The organism is Ignavibacteriales bacterium (assembly GCA_026390795.1).
In the GTDB taxonomy this organism is placed as follows: Bacteria; Bacteroidota; Ignavibacteria; order Ignavibacteriales; family Melioribacteraceae; genus Fen-1258.
The window spans coordinates 71,915-92,742 of the sequence record JAPLFG010000003.1 but is presented as its reverse complement, the minus strand read 5'-3'; the positions used below and the strand labels follow the sequence as shown (position 1 = coordinate 92,742).

Below are 20,828 nucleotides of genomic sequence, written 5' to 3'. Positions count from 1 at the left end.
AATTACAAAAATGAATTATGAGGTATATCTTGAAAGCGAGATCCATTAAAAATTTATTGATTTATGTAATTTGTTTATTACCAGTCACGTTATTAGCACAGACCAATTCAAAAATTATTAGCATCACCGAAAATTTTGATAACGATCCTAAGTGGGAAGGAGTAAACAATAGAGTTGAGGGTATTGATTGCCCCACTATTACACAAAACTTTGGATGGGCAGCGACCAATAAAACCGGATTTGGTCCTGGAGAAATTGGCGGAGTAATCTGGAGATCTACCACACCCGCTTTTTATGCCATGCCAATAAATAAACCGCTTTCATTTAAAGATCCATTTTCCGCATCGGGAAAAATTGCGGTTATAGTTCCGCCTGAAGGCGGCGTAGGATTTTACATTGGATTTTTCAATGCTGAACGGCAAGGATGGCGTGTATGGTCGTCATGCGGATTTCGAATGGGAGATATGATAGGCGGTAAAACTCGTTTTTTTATTGATTACAAAACAGGGACAGCAAATGGTGCAAACTTATTTCCCGATTTGGAAATTCAGGGTAACGGATCGGTTCATACATGGGAGTTGAAGTACGATCCTAATATGAGTGTTGCACAAGAAAAATGGCCGGATGAAAGATTACCCAAATATTTTGAAGGAAGAATCGGAAGTGTTCATACGGATACTCTTTTGGTCGCAATTCAAAAAGATGATCCTTCGATGACAAAAGAAAAATTGTTGGATTTACTTTTAAAAGCTCGCGATGCCGGCTTGGTGGATGATTGGTATAGAAAGGATACCTATCATTTATGGACTCTGGAAAAAAATCCGGAAAAAATTAAAGGAAAAATCACATTCACATTTGATGGTCAGTCGGTAAGCTATTATGTAATTCCGGGTCACCAAGATTTGCCAACAATTATGAACCGCTTTGGTATTTATAACGTGCAGATTTATACCGGCAGTTTAGAATTTTATGTTGGTGATCTAATTGTAAATGGTAAGAAGATTGATCTGTCCCAAGATCCGCACTGGCAAGGTTTAAATAACAAAGTAACATTTACGGAAACCGATTTTCATTCACGGCATAATTACGGTTATGCTCAAACAAACTGGGCCGGTGAAAAACCAGGCGAGATTGGTGGAAGATTCTGGGGCACTGAAGTTAAAGACCCTCTCCAAGGATTTTACGCAGCCGATATTGGTGAAATGACTCTCGAAGACCCAATAAAATTTTCCGGTAAAATCACTTTTACCGAGGGAGCCGTTGACGGAAGAATGCTGATTGGATATTTCAATAAAGAAGAAAAAATGGCTCCTGTTCAAGGTGAGTATAAAGGTAATCCTCCGAATCAGTATTTAGGTCTTGAGGTAATGGACCAAACTGCGCTGGGTTATAGTTTTACTGCTGTCTGCTCGCCAAAGCAAAATATCTCAGAAGAATTACGCGGTCCAATCATAATTCCAGATCGCATCTCACGTCAATTCACATTTGATTACGACCCTAGTTCCGGCAAATCCGGAAGAATAACTGTAACACTGGGTAATGATAAGTTTTCATATGATTTAACAGCAGAGCAGCGAAAGACCGGATCAAAATTTAACCGGTTCGGTTTACTAAGTCCAAGAAAAGGCGGGAAATATGTAGATGTTTTCTTTGATGATTTAATCTATTCTTCACGTTTGCCAAAAGAAATGACCGTAAAGTACAAACAGGAAGTTATTAAAGAACCCTATCCGTTTGGCGGAAGGAAATATCGTTGAATCAGAATCCAATTGACCAGATACTCTTGAAATTTTGAAGTAGTGATCGTACGGCTAAATATTAGTACGAAATTATTCAACTGAATCAAAAGGTGAAAAAATGTTTAGAAAATCTTTTTTTCTTTTTACACTAATCATAATTATTAACTCTGTGGGCACACTTAAAGCCCAACAAGGAACAACCGGCCAAAATGGTGAATTAGGTGAATTTGCTCCTCCCGATGCATTCTTGAATGGAAGTAAACATCCATATTACGGTGCTGAAAATTCATGGGATGTTGAAGGTGATGCATTAGGCAGTAGATTTTTTGCACGTGATTACAAGCGAGAATATAAAAGGCGTGGTCAAAGAGCTTTACTTTTGACAATTGCGGGAAAATCACAGGAAGCAGAAAATTTTTGCCGTGAATCATTAAAAGGTGATAGCGAGGATTTGGAAGCATACTTTAATCTGGTTGTTGCATTAACACAACAAAACAAAATTGATGAAGCGGTTCAAACGGTTAAAAAAGCTGTGGATATGGGATTACCGCTTGGGCGTTTTTTTGCAGGACCGCGCGATCTGTTAAAGCCTCTTGTAGAATCAGAAGCATTTAAAAAATATGCAGCTCCATTTAACTTAAATATCATACACGGGCCGATGCTTGGTCAGGTTACAGATCACGGAGCTAGTTTCTGGGTTCGCACTTCTGATGAAGTAAACGTTCAAGTGAATGTAAGTAAAAACAAATCAATGAAAGATGCGATTAAATCGGATCTTATTAAGAGTGATGCATCTAAAGATTATACTGCAATATTAAAAGTGAATAATCTTAAACCGGCTACTCAATATTTTTATGAAGTTGTAGTAAACGGCAAAGTCTCAGATCAAACAAAAATTTATTCATTCAATACTTATCCCAAAACCAATTTGGGCACAAAATTTAAAGTGGCCTTCGGTGGTTGTGCAGGTTATACACCATGGCATGAAAGAATTTGGGATGTCATCAAAGATCATGATCCATTGGCATTCTTGTGGATGGGGGATAATGTTTATATCAACACACCGTTACAGCAGGATGATATTCGTTATTGTTATTATCAGAGACAATCACGTACGGAATTCAGAAATTTAGTTTCCTCAACTTCTAATTATGCAATTTGGGATGATCATGATGCAGCAACTGATGATGTTTGGATGGGACCTTACAAAGATAAACCCGTTTGGAAAATGCCCATGCTCGATATTTTCAAAGAACAATGGATAAATCCATCTTACGGAAGTAAAGAATGGCCTGCATGCTGGTTTAATTTTAAAATTGCCGACGTAGAATTTTTTATGCTCGATGGACGATTTTACCGCACAGATCCGTATGATGTTAACCCAACACAGTTAGGACCGGCTCAAAAAGCCTGGCTGCTAAATGCTTTGAAAAAATCAACGGCTAAGTTCAAAGTTATCGCATCGGGAACCCCATGGGCTTATGATTCTAAACCGGGTGTTAAAGATACCTGGAATGGATTTCATGAAGAAAGAACTGAAATATTTGACTTCTTGGCAGACAATAATATTAATGGTGTAATTCTACTTTCAGGCGACCGTCATCGTACAGATATTAGAAAAATAGAGCGACCAAATGGTTACACCTTGTATGATTGGGAAAGCTGCCGATTGACAAATCAAATTGTTCATCCAGTTGAGCCGGGTGCGATGTTTGGTTACAATGATAAACAGTGTTTTGGATTATTAACGTTTGATACATCTAGTCCCGATCCATCAGCTACATTTGATGCTTATAGTATTGATAACGAAAAAGTTTTTTCAATGACATTGAAACTAAGTGAACTTACCGGTAAAAAATAAATATGATACAAAGAAAAAATTATTTTATTCGACTGTTATTTTTTTCAATGTCGTTTATAAGTCTTATACAGATTTCTGCACAATCGGTTTGGCGGCAGTCATCATATGATGATTTTAAAAATGGAACGTTTTTAGATGCCGGCAGCAACTGTTACGTATCTGCCAAAGGAAGAATTCAGATTATTACAAGATGGGATTTCAATAATGACGGTAAACTAGATTTCTTTTTACCTTCGGGTCATGGTCATACCGAGAAAGAAAATACATATATCTATTTAAATAACAGTAAAGATATAGATGCCCGTTCTCGGATTGAATTACCTGGAGGTGGCTCCCGGGATGGTTTAGTAGCCGATTTTAATAAAGACGGATTGAACGATTTAGCCGTTGTTAACTTTAATGATAGTCACGCTCGTAAAATTCCTGCATGGATTTATTATGGTACGAATAAAGGATTTACACCTAATAATAGAATTGAATTACCTGCGGCGGATGGAACCGCTATCGTTGCCGGCGATTTTAATGGAGACTCCTGGTTAGATCTAGTCGTTGGCTGTCAATATTGGGGTGATAATGAAAATGAAAATGCACCCAAAAAAAGTTTCATTTATTGGAACTCACCCAAGGGATTTAATTCTAATAATCGTCTCGCTATTACTCTTGATGGTTTGGGTGCTATAGCCTTAGCTTCAAAAGATATTGACGGAGACGGTAAAGATGATCTTCTTTTTCTCACTAAAGAAAATTTGTATTTGTTGTTATCGACTAAGGACGTATTTAAAGAAATAACTAACGCCGTCAAATTTAAATTGACAGGTTCTGCTTTATCAATCGGCGATATGAATAATGATAAAAAATATGATATAGCTGTTTGTACAAAAGAAGGTGTGTTGATTTTAAAAGGCCAGGGAAAAGGTAATTATGATTTGAAAGAATCTATTCTGTTGCCTGTAAGTCATTCAAGTGATGTTGCCCTTGCAGATATGGATAAAGATGGATTCGATGATGTAGTCGTTGCAAATCTTGAGACAACTGGCGGCGCGACGTGGACAGACTCATATCTGTTTTATTCTGATGGAAATGATTTTACTAAAAGAAAACCATTGAAACTACCCACACTTGGTGCAAGCGGAGTTAGTTGCGGTGATTTAAATAACGATGGCTATCCCGAAATAGTTTTTAGCAATCAATATTCTACAAACGAGCATGATCTGCTCTCTTATGTTTATTGGAATGAAAAAGGCACGTTTCGTTTTGAAGATCATACGCAATTACTAACTCAAGGGTCAATGGCAAATACAATTGGTGACGTTAACAATGATGGCTCACCTGATGTGATATTTTTTAACAACGCCGGATATTTTAGTGACGGTGCCGCCGTCTCTACTGTCTATTGGGGTGATGGTACTCGCAATTATTCCAAAGAGAGAAGCACAGAAATAAACACGCATCAGGTTTTCGGATTTGGTAATGCGGATTTAGATGATGATGGTAATGTTGAAATAATTATGGCAATGCAAGCATATAAAAATACTTTCGTTGAAAATGTAAATCATGATCAAGCCGGTTTAGTAATTGAATGGAGTAAGGCAGATAAGTTTAATGAACAGACAAATTTGACAATGAATCTTGCATATGGCGGTGTGAGAATTGCTGATATTAATAGAGATGGTTATTTGGATATTCTTGCCGGCGGCGATTGTGTTGATCTGAATGATCCAGCAAAACATGGTTTCCCGATTTTCTGGGGTTCTACAAATGGATACAGTTTTAAAAATCGTACGGTTCTACATTTTAACATTCCCAAAATACGCGGACCGTTATTAATGGATTTGAATAAAGACGGATGGCTGGATATTGCTGCACAAGTTGAGTTTGGTAAAATAAGATTTTGGTGGGGCGGTCCGTATGGTTTTAAAGATGAAAGAATTACCGAACTTGACTTAGGCAGGAAAGATGAACTTATGTATCTCACTGCCGCAGATGTAAATAATGATGGCTGGCTGGATTTGTTCTGTCCTCATCGTGCAGCACCAGAAGGAAATATCGATAACTCATATCTCTATTTTGGTTCTCCAAAAGGTTTCAGCAATGATAACCGTATCTTAATCCCGAGTTATGTTCCTTACCAAAATTGTTTTGCAGATATAAATAAAGACGGCTGGCTGGATTTAGTTCTAACAAGTTATGGGGGAGAAGTTAGCGGTAACCGTCCTTCGTTAATTTATTGGGGAAGCAAGGATGGTTTTAAAAAGAATCCAACAGAACTTGAAACTTACGGTTCTTCCGGTGTTGAAGTTCTTGACTATGATGGAGACGGCTGGCTTGATATTTTATTTGCCGATCATCGTAAATCCGGTTCTTACATTGAACCGGAACCTCATAGGCATATTTGCCCCTCACTATTGTATTGGGGCGGACCGAATGGTTTCTCGAAAAACAACAGATCGGAATTCATGGCGGTTGGACCAAGCGGACTTAATTTGCGGGACCCGGGTAACAGTTATGACCGCGGTTTATACGAAGATTATATTTCTGTAGTTCATCAAATAAATAAAAATGAAATTCCTTCATCAATTAAATGGGAAGCAGAAACACCATTTGGAACATCTGTGAAATTTCAAATCCGTGCAGCAGATTCTGAAAAAGAAATTCAAAATGCAGAATGGCAGGGTCCGGCTGGTTCAAATTCATGGTTTACAAAAACCGGAAGTGAGATAAAAGAATTGAGTGGAAAGTTTATACAGTATCGTGCCCGGTTGATAACACCGAATGATGCAGCAACACCTTATTTGACTTCGGTAGAATTAACATTTTCAAAAATAAAGTAAAGAACAAATTTATTTGGAATATATGGTAATGATTTCTAGAGCGATCACATTTGTTTTATTTTTTTCTTGCTTGTTAATGGGGCAAAATGTCTGGAAGCAAAATAATTTTATGGATTTTGCTGAGGGGCAATTTTTAGATGCCGGCAGCAACTGTTACGTCTCTGCCAAAGGAAGAATTCAGATTATTACAAGATGGGATTTTAATAATGATGGTAACCTGGATTTCTTTCTGCCAGCCGGTCATGGTCAAACCGAGAAAGAAAATACATATATCTATTTGAATAATGGAACTGATATTGATGCCCGCTCCCGGATAGATTTACCGGGCGGCGGATCGCGTGATGGTTTGATTGCCGACTTTAATAAAGACGGTTTGAATGATCTCGCGGTTGTAAATTACCGCGATAGTCATGTTCCAAAAGTTCCAACATGGGTTTACTACGGGACTAAAAATGGTTTTACTCCCAGTAACAGAACAGAATTGCCTGCAGCTGAAGGTACTGCAGTAGTTGCGGGAGATTTCAATGGTGATTCATGGTTGGATTTAGCAGTCGGATGCCAGTACTATGGTGATAACGAAGATGAAAGTGTTCCGCGTAAAAGTTTTATCTATTGGAATTCACCGTCGGGATTCAGCGCAAATAATCATACTGATATTGCTTATAGCGGTCAAGGTGCAGTGGCATTAGCCTCTAAGGATCTTGATGGAGACGGAATTGATGATCTTGTTTTCTTAACTAAAGAGAATTTGTATTTGTTGTTGTCTTCGAAAGACGCATTTAAAAATATAAATAATGCGGTTTCACTGAAAGTCAAAGGCGAGGCAGTAGTAATTGGTGATATAAATAAAGATAGAAAATATGATATAGCAGTCTGTACAAAAGATGGAGTTTTGATTCTAAAGGGGAAAGGCAATGGTAGTTATGAATTAACTGATTCAATTTTATTGCCGGTAAGTCATGCAAGCGATGTTGCTCTTTTGGATTTAGATAAAGATGGATTTGATGATGTTGTTGCAGCTAACCTTGAAACTGAAGGTGGCGCAACTTGGACTAATTCTTACGTTTTTTATTCTGATGGAAAAGATTTTTCAACTCGCAAACCTCTGGCTCTTCCAACTCTTGGAGCCAGCGGAGTTAGCTGTGGTGATTTAAATAATGACGGTTATCCTGAAATTGTTTTTAGTAATCAGTATGTGATCAATGAAAATGATTTGCTGTCATATGTTTACTGGAACGACAAAGGGACATTCCGGTTTGAGAATCACACACAATTACCAACCCAAGGATCAATAGCAAACACAATAGGTGATGTTAACGATGATGGATTGCCCGATCTAATATTTTTTAATGACAGCGGATATATGAAGGACGGTGCCGCAATCTCTACACTCTATTGGGGCGATGGAACTCGAAATTTCTCTAAGGAAAGAATTACCGAATTTAATACTCATCAGATTTTCGGATTTGGATCTGCCGACTTAGACGATGACGGCAATGTTGATATAATAATGGCTTTGCAAAAATTTATTGCGAACATAAAACATGATCAGGGCGGACTTGGAATAAAATGGAACAAAGATGGTACATTCGATGAGCAGACAAATTTAACAATGAAAGTTGCTTATGGCGGTGTTAGAATTGCCGATATAAATAGAGATGGTTATTTGGATATTCTTGGCAGCGGAAGTTGTATCGATCTGAATAATCCGGAGAAACACGGATTCCCGATATTCTGGGGATCAGCAAAAGGTTACAGTTTTAAGAACAGAAGTGTATTGCATATTACTAGAGACAGAATGCGCGGACCACTTCTAATGGATTTAAACAATGATGGTTGGCTGGATATTGCGGGACAACTTGAATTTGGTAAAGTAAGATTCTGGTGGGGCGGCAAGGATGGTTTTTCGGACGACCGTTTTACTGATCTCACACTCCCGCGTAATGATGAACTAATGTATATCCAGGGTTCAGATTTTAATAAAGACGGTTGGATTGATCTGCTTTTGCCTCATAGAGGAAATCCCGATGGAACCGAATCCACTTCCTATATCTATTACGGTTCTCCAAATGGTTATAATAACAATAACATGATTCAAATAAAATCTTATGTGCCTTATCAGAATAGTATTGCGGATTTTAACAATGACGGGTGGCTTGATATTTTTCTGGCTAGTTATGGCGGAGAAGTCAGCGGAAATCGTCCATCATTAATTTATTGGGGCAGTAAAGACGGATTTAAAACCGACCGTACCGAACTTGAAACTTACGGTTCATCCGGTTCGTGCGCATTGGATTTCGACGGCGACGGCTGGCTCGATCTTTTAATATGCGATCACCGTAGAGCAGGTTCTTATATTGAACCCGAACCTCACAGACATACTTGCCCTTCATTATTATATTGGGGCGGACCGAATGGCTTTTCAAAAAACAACAGATCGGAATTCATGGCGGTTGGACCAAGCGGACTTAATTTACGGGATCCGGGTAATAGTTATGATAGAGGATTATATGAAGATTATTTTTCTTCCATTCATCAGCTAAGCAAAAATGAAATTCCTTCATCAATAAAATGGGAAGCAGAGACACCATTTGGTACATCTGTAAATTTTCAAATTCGAGTTGCAGATTCTGAGAATGAAATTCAAACTGCAGAATGGCAAGGTCCCTCTGGTACAAATTCATGGTATACAAAAACCGGAAGTGAGATTAAAGGATTGAACGGAAAGTTTATACAGTATTGTGCTCGTTTGATAACACCGAATGATGCAGCAACACCGTATTTGACATCTGTAGAAATTGCTTTTTCAAAAAGATAATAAATATTAAAATTTGTTGGAACACTAATAATGATTAAAAAGATTTTCACCGTATTATTGATAAGTACATGCACTTTATTGGGTCAGCATGTCTGGACGCAGAACAGCTTTAAAGATTTTTCGAAGGGTACTTTTAGTGATGCCGGGGCCAATATGTATGTTTCTCATAACGGCCGCATTCAGGCAATCAATCGCTGGGATGTAAACAATGATGGGAACGTAGACATTCTTTGTGTAAACTCTCATTCGTTAGTCGAAAAACTGGATATGTCAATTTATTGGGGTAACGGCAAAGACTTTAGCATACAGAATCATAGCTATATTCCTGCTAATGGTCCAATGTGGGCTACCGCGAATGATTTGGATAATGACGGTAACATGGATCTTGTTGTGCCGAATTATTCAAACGGCACCTGGACTAATATGGACTCATTCATTTATTACGGCGGCCTGGATAAAAACTACAAAAAGAAAAAAGGAGAATGGGCGTTCTATCCTTTCAAAAAGAGAGTATCATTAAAAAGTTCATCTGCTCAAAAAGCTGCGGTTGGTGATTTTAATAAAGACGGTTACAAGGATATCGTCTTTGCTTTCTCAAGCGGATTCTGGGAATACCGTGACAAAAATAAAAAGGGTTCATCAAACTCTAGAATTTATTGGGGCGGAAAAGATGGTTACAGTAATGAACACTTCACCGACATTGCCACAGATGGTGCGACAGATGTAGTTACATCAGACCTCAACAATGATGGCTGGCTCGATCTTGTATTTGCAAACAGCGAAGGGAAAACATCCTATATCTATTATGGAGGCAAAGATGGTTATAACGAAAACAATTTTGTCGAATTACCGACTGATAAAGCTTCTTCGGTTAAAGTTGCCGATGTTGATAATAATGGAACACAGGATTTAGTATTTGCCTGCGAGGATAGCTTTGCTTCCTATGCATATACAAACATAGACGGTAAGTTTGATAGTAACAGAAGAATTGTATTTGAAACTTACGACGCAAAGGATGTAGTAGCAGCGGATTTCAACAAAGACGGTTTTACAGATCTCTTTTTTACTAACCATCAATACTCTCTAAGTGGCGATCCAAATCTTGCAAGCCGCCTAATAGATTCATATCTCTATTTCGGTTCATCTAATGGATTCAGTAATAAAAATAGACAGTCAATTCCAACTATCGGTGCTTGGGGAGCTAATGCCGCGGATTTAAATAACGATGGATGGATTGATCTTTTAGTCTGTAATAATCAGGAACAATATTCGTATGAAGTTCCTTCTTTTATTTATTGGAATGGTCCGGAAGGATTTAAAGAAACTAAACGCACACCGTTATATGAACACGGAGCTGAAGGAAATTCAATTGCCGATTTTAATAATGACGGATATCCGGATATACTAATTACATCGATGATGGGAAATTCACGCGGCGATTACGATCCCTCTTACTTATACTTTGGAAAATCTGATGGTAGTTTTGACGAAAAACATAGAATTGAATTACCGGGGCGTGAAGCTTATGAGCAGGCTTTTGCCGATCTAAATGATGATGGAAAAGTTGATGTGCTAATGGTAAATAGAGGAGAAACTAACCGTGTAGCAAATGAAGTATATATCTATTGGAACAACGAAAACAAATTCAGCACATGGGATATGTCTGGATTGCCAAGCTACAATGGGCTTGGTGTTCAGGTAGCTGATCTGGATCGTAATGGTTACTTAGACATAATAGTCTCAAACGGAGGCGCACCGGTTAATATGCCGGACAAAGTAACCGACGGATCATTTATTTATTGGGGAAGCGACAAAGGATGGCCTGTTGAAGATAGAACCGTTTTGCCGATTGAATTAACCAGAGCGGCAACTGTATGCGATATCAACAATGATAGTTTTTTGGATCTTGTTTTTGGTAATCAGAAAAAAGGCGGACTGGCAACAATTTTTTACGGAGATGGAACACGCAACTACAGCATTAAAAATTCAGTACAACTTCAAAACAGTCAGGGCTCCGGTATGGCGGGTGTTGCCGACTTAAATAAAGACGGATTATTGGACCTTGCCTTTGCTCACGATAAAAATGTTCTCATCTATTACCAAGATAAAAATCACAAATTCGGTCTTCCAATTCTAATCCCGGTTCAAGCAAAAACAATGACAATCGGCGATGTAAATAATGACGGCTGGCTCGATCTGGCGTGTCCATTTTACAGCGGCAACGGAAAGCGAAGCTGGTATTCAACTGTATTGCTCGGCAGTAAAAATGGGTTCAGCATCAACAACGTTTTAAAATTTCCTACCGATGGCGGCACCGGCGCATTGATATGCGATTTTAATCATGACGGATTTAACGATATTTTTTTCTATTGCCATCGTGCGGACGGAAGTTATGATGAAATAAATGATTACAGCGATCACCACACTAATTCGCTTTTATACTGGGGAAGCCCAAATGGTTTCTCAGATAAAAACGTACTTAAGATACCAAGTGTTGGCGCTCATTATAACATGGGAGTCGACGTTGGGAATATTTCAGATAGAAAAAACACGTACAGCTATTTTTCATCAACATATAATTCAGATAATTCCAAACCCGTTTCCATTAACTGGCAAGCAGAGACTCCATCTAAAACTTCAATTAAATTTCAACTCCGTTCAGCCGATTCCGAAAAGGATCTTGCAGGCGCAGAATGGCGAGGACCTTCTGGGATTAATTCATACTATACAACGCAAAACAAACAAATAAAAAATATTTCCGGTAAGTGGCTCCAATACAGAGCGGTGTTTAATATGGATAATGGTGCAGATACGCCGGTGCTAAAAAGTGTAGAAATCAAATTTAAAAACTAGTTGAACAAAATTTTTATTAAACATGGTGGCATTCATATGAAAAAAAATCTTCTAATAATTTTTCTCGCAATTTATTTTATCTGCGGATACTCATTCGGTCAGTCAAAAGATATTTCCAAAGTTGGACCAACCACTGAAAAAGTGGATCTAGCAAAGTACAAACAAGTTTTTTATGTCTCTCAAATTAACGGCTCTGATAAAGACGGTAATGGCTCCCGGGTTAAACCGTGGAGTACAATTCTATTCGCATTAAATATTATAACCCAGAATTCAAAAGATAATGTAACAGCATTGCTTGTCGCTGCGGGAATTTATAAGGATGGCACAGTACAAATGAAATCGTACGTAGATATTTTCGGCGGTTTCAGTAATACATCATGGGAGCGGGACATTCATGCGAATCCCACAATTCTTGACGGTGATTACAGCCGGCGAGTTGCTGTTGGTGCAGATGATGCGCGTATTGACGGAGTTTCAATTATAAAAGGAATAGCTCGTTCCGATGGCGGTGGAATTTTATGCGATGATACTTCTCCCGAAATCAGTAATTGTTTTATAGTAAATAATTACGTCATGGAACCGGAAAATTTCAATTACACAAGAATTCATCAAAAAGGAAATATGGGTGGAGGAATTGCTTGTCGTTATAATGGAATTCCAACAATACGAAATAACATTTTTTATAATAACAGAACTTCAATCGGTGACGGTGGCGCTCTTTCATTTTTCGGCTGGCTTAGAGAAAGACATGCAACGGATAAAAGAATTGAAAACAATTTTATGGAAGGATCGGGAAGAGCAGTAGTTAGAAATAATGTCTTCATTCAAAATACGGCAGGTGTAAATGATATTAGTCAGTCCCGCACCAGTAACGGAGGTGCAATATCATGCTCGAATGAATCAAGACCAATAATTGAAAATAATATTATTGTTTCAAACCGCGCTAAAGGAAACAGCGACGCGGGAGCTATTTACGTTGAAGATTTTTCCTATCCGACGATTAACGACAATTGGATTGTAGGAAATATTTCCGATGACGATGCCGGCGGTATTTATGTAATGCATTTAAGTCATGCGGTTATTACAAACAATTTTATTGCAGGCAACTGGACCATGAACGGTGGTGCGGGTGGTGTTCGATTAAGTAAAGAAGGGCGTGCACTTATTTCCGATAATATCATTGTGAACAATCAATCCGGCGGAGCTATACAATGTGTTGATTCTTATATGGAACTGAAGAATAATATTATAATGAACAATAAAGGAAAAATCAGCATCAAGTATTCAAATAATTTCAGCTATTTCGTTCCTTCTTTAATAGAGAAGAATATCATTCTTGAAAATGAAGGTAAGATTGGAATTGAATTAAGAAAGAATGAAACAATTACTGTAAATAATAATAATGTGAATGAACAGGTTACCGGTAAAGACAATTCATATAAGCAAATTGGTATCAATAATAAAAGCATAACCGGAGATATTGTAAAGAATTCATTCGATGGAAAAATTTTCCAAACAATAATTGAAACCAAAAATATCGAAAATGCTCAGACCTTGTTAGGTAGAACAATACGAATTGGAGACTTCTGGAGTGTTGTTTGTAAAGTTGATAAAAATAAATTTAATGTATGGGGGAATGTATCAGAAAAAACCGCCGATAATTCTAACTTTGAGATTCTCCCTAATTACGAAATGCAAAAATAATGGAGATGGGAAGTGAATTTTTGGAAAACAAATAATTAACAGGAGTAATTTTATGCAGTCTAGCGGATTTACAACGATTGATGCAGTTATAGCTTTTACTTATGTGTTTGGGATTATCGGATTTGGTCTTTATATGTATAAACGACAGAAATCGACAAATGATTTTTTACTTGCTGGAAGAACAATGAGTTGGTTTCCAGTTGGTATGTCGCTTCTGGCTACATTAACAAGTGCGATTGGTTACATGGCATTTCCAGCGGGTTCATACAAATATGGACTGATAATGTTATGGATGGCGCTGGCAATTCCAATTTCATATCCGGTAGTTGTCAAGATTTTCATTCCTTTTTATCACAAACTGAAAGTTGTAACTGCTTATGAATATCTGGAAAGAAGATTTAATACTGAAGTCCGTGCATTGGCGAGCGCTATATTTATTTTATGGCGTCTTACATGGATGGCTGCAATTATCTACGTTCCTTCCATGGTGCTAAGTGTTGTAACAAACGGAAAAATTCCGCTTATCCCATCTATTCTGGTTATGGGACTCATAACCACTATAACTACAGCACTTGGCGGTATGAAAGCTACTATGTGGTCCAACGTAATTCATTCGTTTGTAATGTTTGCGGGAATGATACTCGCTGTTATCTTAGTATTTACCGCGGTACCCGGTGGTATTTCTGAAGTATGGTCTATGCTTGTCGCTGCAGGAAAGACAAATCTAACTGCTAATATTCCCGGTTTCGACGACGCAGGTCTATTTGGTAAGATAAGACTCTATTTAGTAACAGACATTACAATTGTCTCACTTATAATTACTTATTCAGTTCAAAAAATGGGAAACTACTGTGTGGACCAGGCGATGGTCCAAACCTATTTAACCGGAAAATCATTGGCGGAAAGTAAAAAAGGATTTTTAACCAATGCCTATGCTTATCTATTATATATAGTTTTAGTTACTTTCATCGGATTTGGATTGTATGCAGTTGCGATCCATTTAAACTTTCCTAAAACATTGGCCATCGATAACATCTTCCCATACTTTATCGCAAACGTCATGCCTGTTGGTGTTACCGGTTTAATGGTTGCTGCTATTTACGGCGCGTCCATGTCGAGTCTAAATTCCGGAATAAACTCAAGCATCGCTGCAATACTAAATGACTTTTACGGGCGGTATAAATTAAAAGTATATAATCTTGATGCCGGTGAAGTATCAAATGAAGAGAGAGATCGTCGTTTAAAAATTGCAAGATATTCGTCACTCATTCTTGGATTAATAGTTACAATCGGCGCTTGCTTTGTAGGAGAAATGGGTAACATCTTCGACTACTCACAAAAACTTATAAACATGTTTACTGGACCGTTATTTGGAGTATTTATTTTAGGTATGTTCTCTAAAAGAGCAACAGCACCAGCTACATTGATCGGAGGTTTTCTTGGATTTCTTTTCGGCTCCCTTTTAGTATTTGGTAAAAAATGGGGAATAGACGCATTCTCAGTGGGCGTCCTATGGCCTGCGGCTATTTCATTCTTCGCCACCTTAGTTCTTGGACTTGTACTGAGTTTCTTCATCGGTAAAAACAACGAGGAAAATCTGAATTACACATTTCGAAATGTTATGAGAAATAATAATCTCTAAAAAAATAAATGAACAACTACTTAATCTGTTACTGAGAAAATAATGCTAAAAGAAGAAAAAAACATATTACAAAAAATATCACATACTGTACGTGCTCTTTCTGCAGATGCGATTGAAAAACAGCAGTCCGGTCATCCCGGATTGCCTCTAGGAGCTGCTGAGATTGGTGCTTTTCTATTTACAAAAGTGATGAAACATAATCCTAAAAATCCTAATTGGATGGGAAGAGATAGATTTATACTCTCAGCCGGCCATGGATCAATGCTTCAATATGCGTTACTTCATCTATGCGGTTATGATTTGAGTCTGGATGATATTAAAAATTTTCGTCTGCTCAATTCAAAAACTCCTGGTCATCCTGAATATGGAATTACACAAGGCGTTGAAACAACTACAGGCCCATTAGGGCAGGGAATTGGTGCTGCAACTGGAATGGCAATAGCGCAGAAATTACTATCGGCAAGATTCGGTAATGAATTATTTAACTCAAAAATATTTGTCCTTGCCGGTGATGGTTGCATGATGGAAGGAATAAGTTCTGAGGCGGGTAGTCTTGCTGGTAATCTTGGATTGAATAACCTTGTAATAATCTATGATTCCAACAATGTGTGTCTGGATGGTCCTACATCTGAATGTTTTAATGAAGATGTAGCTAAACGATATGAAGCATATGGTTTTAATGTATACCGGATTGACGGATATGACTTTGATCAGATGGAAGTGGTCTTTAATGATGTAAGAACTGAAAAGGAAAAACCGAGTTTGATAATTGCCCAAACTATTATTGGAAAACATTCTACTTCAAGACAAGGCACAAATTCAATACATGGAAAGTTTCTCGATCCCGATGAGATGAAAGAATTTAAAAAAGAGATCGGCTGGCCAGATACCCGTTTTTACGTACCAGATGAAGTCAAAGAATATTTTTTGAATTCTCTACCGCAGTTTATTGAGTATGAAAAAAAATGGAATGAACTCTTTTCGAAATTGATTCTTAACGATCCAATTAAATCAAAAACATGGAAAGTATTTTCAGAGAAAAAACTACCAGATGACTTTGGAGAACAAATCTGGAATTTGAAAATGGAATCAGATTTACCGACACGAAAATATAATGAAACGATCATTGCAAAAATTGCAGAAATGCTTCCATTTCTTATTTCGATCTCTGCTGATGTTGCCAGCGTAGATTTAACATGGCTTCCAGGCAATAGGATTGTAAATAAAAACAATTGGGACCGGCAGCAAATTAAATTTGGTGTTCGTGAATTTAGTATGGCCGCTGCCGCTTATGGAATGCAATTATATGGTATGATTCAACCGGTGATAGGAACTTTCTTGGTGTTCTCCGATTATATGAGGAATGCCATTCGAATGACTGCACTAATGAAACAAAGGGTAATCTATGTCTATTCACATGATTCGATCTTAATTGGCCAGGATGGTCCTACACATCAGCCGGTTGAACATTTAATGTCTTTACGCCTTATCCCAAATTTAGTAACAATAAGACCTGGCGATGAAAATGAATCTAAAGCAGCGTGGTCAACAGCACTTGAATTTAATGACGGTCCTGTTGCATTATGTTTTACACGTCAGCCAGTACTTTCCTCGGTTAATAAAATAACAAAAGAAAAAGCACGTAATGGTTTAAAACGCGGGGCATATATTTTATATGGCGAGAAAGATTCACTTGTTCAGATAGAAATTTTTGCGACAGGTTCAGAAATCAATCCATCTTTTGTTGCAGCAAAAATGTTAGAGGAAGATGGTTACTCTGTTCGAGTTATTTCTGTACCAAGTTGGGAATTATTTGACAAGCAGAATGAAGATTACAAGAATTCAATTCTTTATGGAAAAGCCAATTTAAAAGTAAGCGTAGAAGCTGGCGTAGGATTGGGCTGGCAAAAGTTTGTAGGTCAAAACGGATTGATAATCTCTCAAGAAACATTCGGTGCTTCTGCTCCTGAATCTGTATTAGCAGATCATTTCGGTTTTACTGCTGAAAAAATATATAGCAGAATCAGGCGATCTCTTTCTGTTGTTACAGAAAAAATTATTAATAATTCGTAGAGTCTTATAGCTAATGAAAATTCAAAAATTATTTAATGAATATTTATTTTGAAAAGAACCGGAGAAAAAAATGAATAACCTATTTGATGTATCTGGAAAAATTGCTTTGGTAACCGGAAGCGGGCAGGGAATTGGTTTCACTTTAGCTAAAGGATTAGCTAAAGCAGGATGTACAGTAATACTGAATGATATTGTAGAAGAAAGACTTAAATCGGCTGTTGAAAAATTACGGGCTGAAGGATTCTCTGCGTATGGTTTTGTATTTGACGTTACGAAAGAAGACGATATAAACCAGAATGTTCAAAAAATTCAAAAAGAAATTGGAATAGTAGATATTTTAGTAAATAATGCCGGCATTCAAATTAGAGGTCCTCTTGAAGATTTTAATTATACAGATTGGCAAAAAATATTAAATATAAATTTAACATCCGCTTTTCTTGTGAGTAAAGCGGTAGTAAAAAAAATGATTGTAAAAAAATCGGGAAAAATTATTAATATTTGCTCGATACAAAGTGATCTGGCGCGGCCTTCAATAGCTCCTTATACTGCATCGAAGGGCGGATTAAGAAATCTGACTCGCGGTATGGCAACCGATTGGGGAAAGTATGATATACAAGTCAATGGAATATCACCGGGTTATTTTAAAACCGAAATGACAAAAGCACTTTATGAAGATGTAAAATTCGATGCCTGGCTTTGCGGCAGAACACCTGCCAACAGATGGGGCGATCCGGAAGAGTTAGTAGGTGCGCTTATCTATCTTTCCTCTAAAGCCTCAAGCTACGTGAACGGTCAATTAATTTACGTTGATGGTGGTATGACGTCCTGTGTCTGACATTTAATTCAAAAATATAATGAGTTGTTATGAATAAGATCTCATCCTTAATTCTTTCCGCATTCTTCTTTATCATATTGTTTGCGGAAACCAAGGCGCAACAATATCAATTTTCGATACCGAAAGTTGAAGGAATTAGTATAGAAAAAGGAGAATCTATTAGAATACCTGGTCCAACAACTGCAACTGTATTCCAGTTTAAGGATGGACGAATTGTATTAGGTACTGGGAAGGATGTAAAATGGTCTTCTGATAAAGGCCATACGTGGGTGGAAGGAGGTCCGGGACCAAACGCAAGAAATACAGTTGATTTAGGAAATGGAGAAATAATTTGTGTTCAGCCGAATTCGATTAAACGACCGGATGGAAAATTTACGTTGAAGTTGCAGAGGTCTATTGATAATTGGAAAACAGTAGTGAATGAAGAATCCGTTCTTGACATTCCTAATTCATCATTTACAGTAACTGGTGACGGGAGTATTAAAGACGGGTTTATATTCCATCATGGAATTTTAAAGCTTGATGATGGGACATTAATAGGTACAATGTACGGCAACTATGAAGGCGATAATATTTACTGCGATGGATATCCACCGGAATTAAATCAGCGTAAGTATAGAACGATAGTTGTTTTTTCAAAAGACAAAGGCAGTAGTTGGGAAAATAATGTTCTTGTTGCTTATGATAAAATGCTGGGACGCGGGATAGAGGATAATCATCCCTTACTTGGTAAATATGCGAGTGCTACATCTATAGTTCCGGCTATTACTCAAGAAGGTTTTAGAGAAGCTGATATTGTAAGAGCGGCGAACGGAGATTTACTTTGTCTAATGAGAAGCGGGGGAAGAAATGGTAAAGCTGTTAATTTGTTTCCCACACCTCTTTATTGTTCCAGATCAACAGACAATGGAAAATCATGGTCACCACCTGCTCAAATTGCAGATAGAGGTGTGTGCCCGAATGCAGTTACTCTTGAAAATGGAATTATTGTTTGCACTTACAGTCGGCCGGGTAACTGGTTAATTTTTTCAGATGATAATGGTATTACTTGGAAAGGAGCTTTTCAATTTGCTACTTCAGATGATTACAATTTCATTGTTGAGACCGAACAAAATGTAATCCAGGTTTATCACGAAGTGAAAGAGGGTAATCAGAAAATAATTTATGGCTCCTATTTTAAAATTGAAAGGCGGTAGTAGTTTAATACGGTATGCAAAGAATAATAAAATCCAAGACGATTTTGCATTGGAAATAAATTTTTGGCGATCGACGAATAGAAATAAATTAATCTGACTTTCTAAATATTGTGTAGGTATTATTTGAAACAGCGAGATTTTACAGAGTTTAAAGAAAGACATTTATCGTTTTGGTCATTGAAGAATGTTAAGAGTCCTTTGATTGCTTTTACTGTTGGTGCTGGTTTAGATTCATGGAGTTACTGGCAGTACAACAAAGCTGCGCAATCACTTCTTAACCGTGGTGAAATCAAACCCGATGATATCAATCCGGCTGATTTCGTGGAAGATCAACTTCGTTATTTGGAATTATCTGAGCAAATAAACGATGATGTATGCAGATCGGCCATGCCTTTAGCATCTGTTCCCTGGATGGAAGCAATTCTTGGCTGTCCGATTTTTTCAACTGAAGCATCGATGAAAAGTAAAGAAATCAATGATAATATAGATTCACTAGAACTAGTTCCATTAAATGCTGATAATCTGTGGGTAAAAAAATATTTTGATTTTATTCGTGTCTATGAAAACGCGTTTTCTAAAAATTATCCGGTTGCCCAATCGATACTAAGAGGACCGTCTGATCTCGCCTGTGCTTTAGTAGGTGCAGAAAATTCAGCTATTGCCCTTCTTGATAATCCGGAAGCGATGCATAATTTACTTGGTTATCTAACTGATCAACTTGAGCGCTTTCTGAAAATGCAAATTGGCATAATCCCAAAATTTCATGATGGTTATGTTATCGGTCAATATGAAATATGGGCACCTGAACCAGCGATTCGAATACAAGAAGATTTCTCAACTCTCTACTCACCGGAACTTTATAATGAATTTCTTAAACCACTCGATATACGGCTTGCCGGTATTTCAAATTATACTCTAATTCACTTGCATTCATCTTCACTTCATTTAATTGATCATTTCCTTGAGGTATCCACTATACGAGCATTTCAAATAACTAAAGACCCAGGCACTACTATTCTGAAAGATATTCTTCCTGCCTTACATAAAATTCAGGAAGCAGGAAAACCATTGATAGTAAAAGGTCAATTTGATAAAGAGGATTTTGATCAACTGAAAAATCAATTATCTGTTCGCGGATTGTGCTTACAGCCGGTTGTAAAAAGCTTAACCGAAGCAAAAGAATTATTGCCCAAATTAAAAAATTGATGACTATGCCGCGTGAATGTTTCCTGTTTTAATTAAGTATAATAATTGCCCGTAAATTAAACAATCCATG

Annotated in this window: 11 protein-coding genes; all 11 read left to right on the top strand. The window is 37.5% G+C overall.

Features of this window, described 5'->3' with window-relative positions; translation table 11 throughout:
* Window positions 1–29: 29 nt before the first annotated feature.
* The 11 genes from NTX65_03985 to NTX65_03935 all read left to right on the top strand — a co-directional run bounded on the left by NTX65_03985 (window position 30) and on the right by NTX65_03935 (window position 20,758).
* Window positions 30–1,757, top strand: a complete 1,728-nt coding sequence (locus NTX65_03985; protein ID MCX6168475.1) for a hypothetical protein — start codon at window positions 30–32, stop codon at window positions 1,755–1,757.
* A gap of 100 nt (window positions 1,758–1,857) precedes the next feature.
* Complete coding sequence (locus tag NTX65_03980; protein ID MCX6168474.1) at window positions 1,858–3,600, top strand: alkaline phosphatase D family protein; 1,743 nt, start codon at window positions 1,858–1,860, stop codon at window positions 3,598–3,600.
* A gap of 2 nt (window positions 3,601–3,602) precedes the next feature.
* A complete protein-coding gene (locus NTX65_03975; GenBank protein ID MCX6168473.1) occupies window positions 3,603–6,431 on the top strand; it encodes a VCBS repeat-containing protein in 2,829 nt (942 codons plus the stop codon).
* 28 nt (window positions 6,432–6,459) lie between these two features.
* Window positions 6,460–9,249 carry a VCBS repeat-containing protein gene (locus tag NTX65_03970; GenBank protein ID MCX6168472.1) on the top strand — a complete coding sequence of 930 codons (2,790 nt, stop codon included), beginning with the start codon at window positions 6,460–6,462 and terminating at the stop codon, window positions 9,247–9,249.
* Window positions 9,250–9,279: 30 nt separating this feature from the next.
* Window positions 9,280–12,102, top strand: coding sequence for a VCBS repeat-containing protein (locus tag NTX65_03965; GenBank protein MCX6168471.1), 2,823 nt, complete (start codon window positions 9,280–9,282; stop codon window positions 12,100–12,102).
* Window positions 12,103–12,138: 36 nt separating this feature from the next.
* Complete coding sequence (locus tag NTX65_03960; protein ID MCX6168470.1) at window positions 12,139–13,806, top strand: right-handed parallel beta-helix repeat-containing protein; 1,668 nt, start codon at window positions 12,139–12,141, stop codon at window positions 13,804–13,806.
* Between the two features lie 52 nt (window positions 13,807–13,858).
* A complete protein-coding gene (locus NTX65_03955) occupies window positions 13,859–15,448 on the top strand; it encodes a sodium/solute symporter (GenBank protein MCX6168469.1) in 1,590 nt (529 codons plus the stop codon).
* Window positions 15,449–15,490: 42 nt separating this feature from the next.
* Window positions 15,491–17,521: a transketolase gene (gene tkt, locus NTX65_03950; GenBank protein ID MCX6168468.1), complete on the top strand. Its 2,031-nt coding sequence runs from the start codon at window positions 15,491–15,493 to the stop codon at window positions 17,519–17,521.
* Window positions 17,522–17,591: 70 nt separating this feature from the next.
* Complete coding sequence (locus tag NTX65_03945) at window positions 17,592–18,356, top strand: SDR family oxidoreductase (GenBank protein ID MCX6168467.1); 765 nt, start codon at window positions 17,592–17,594, stop codon at window positions 18,354–18,356.
* Between the two features lie 29 nt (window positions 18,357–18,385).
* Complete coding sequence (locus tag NTX65_03940; protein MCX6168466.1) at window positions 18,386–19,552, top strand: sialidase family protein; 1,167 nt, start codon at window positions 18,386–18,388, stop codon at window positions 19,550–19,552.
* A gap of 123 nt (window positions 19,553–19,675) precedes the next feature.
* A complete protein-coding gene (locus tag NTX65_03935; GenBank protein ID MCX6168465.1) occupies window positions 19,676–20,758 on the top strand; it encodes a hypothetical protein in 1,083 nt (360 codons plus the stop codon).
* Window positions 20,759–20,828 lie beyond the last annotated feature (70 nt).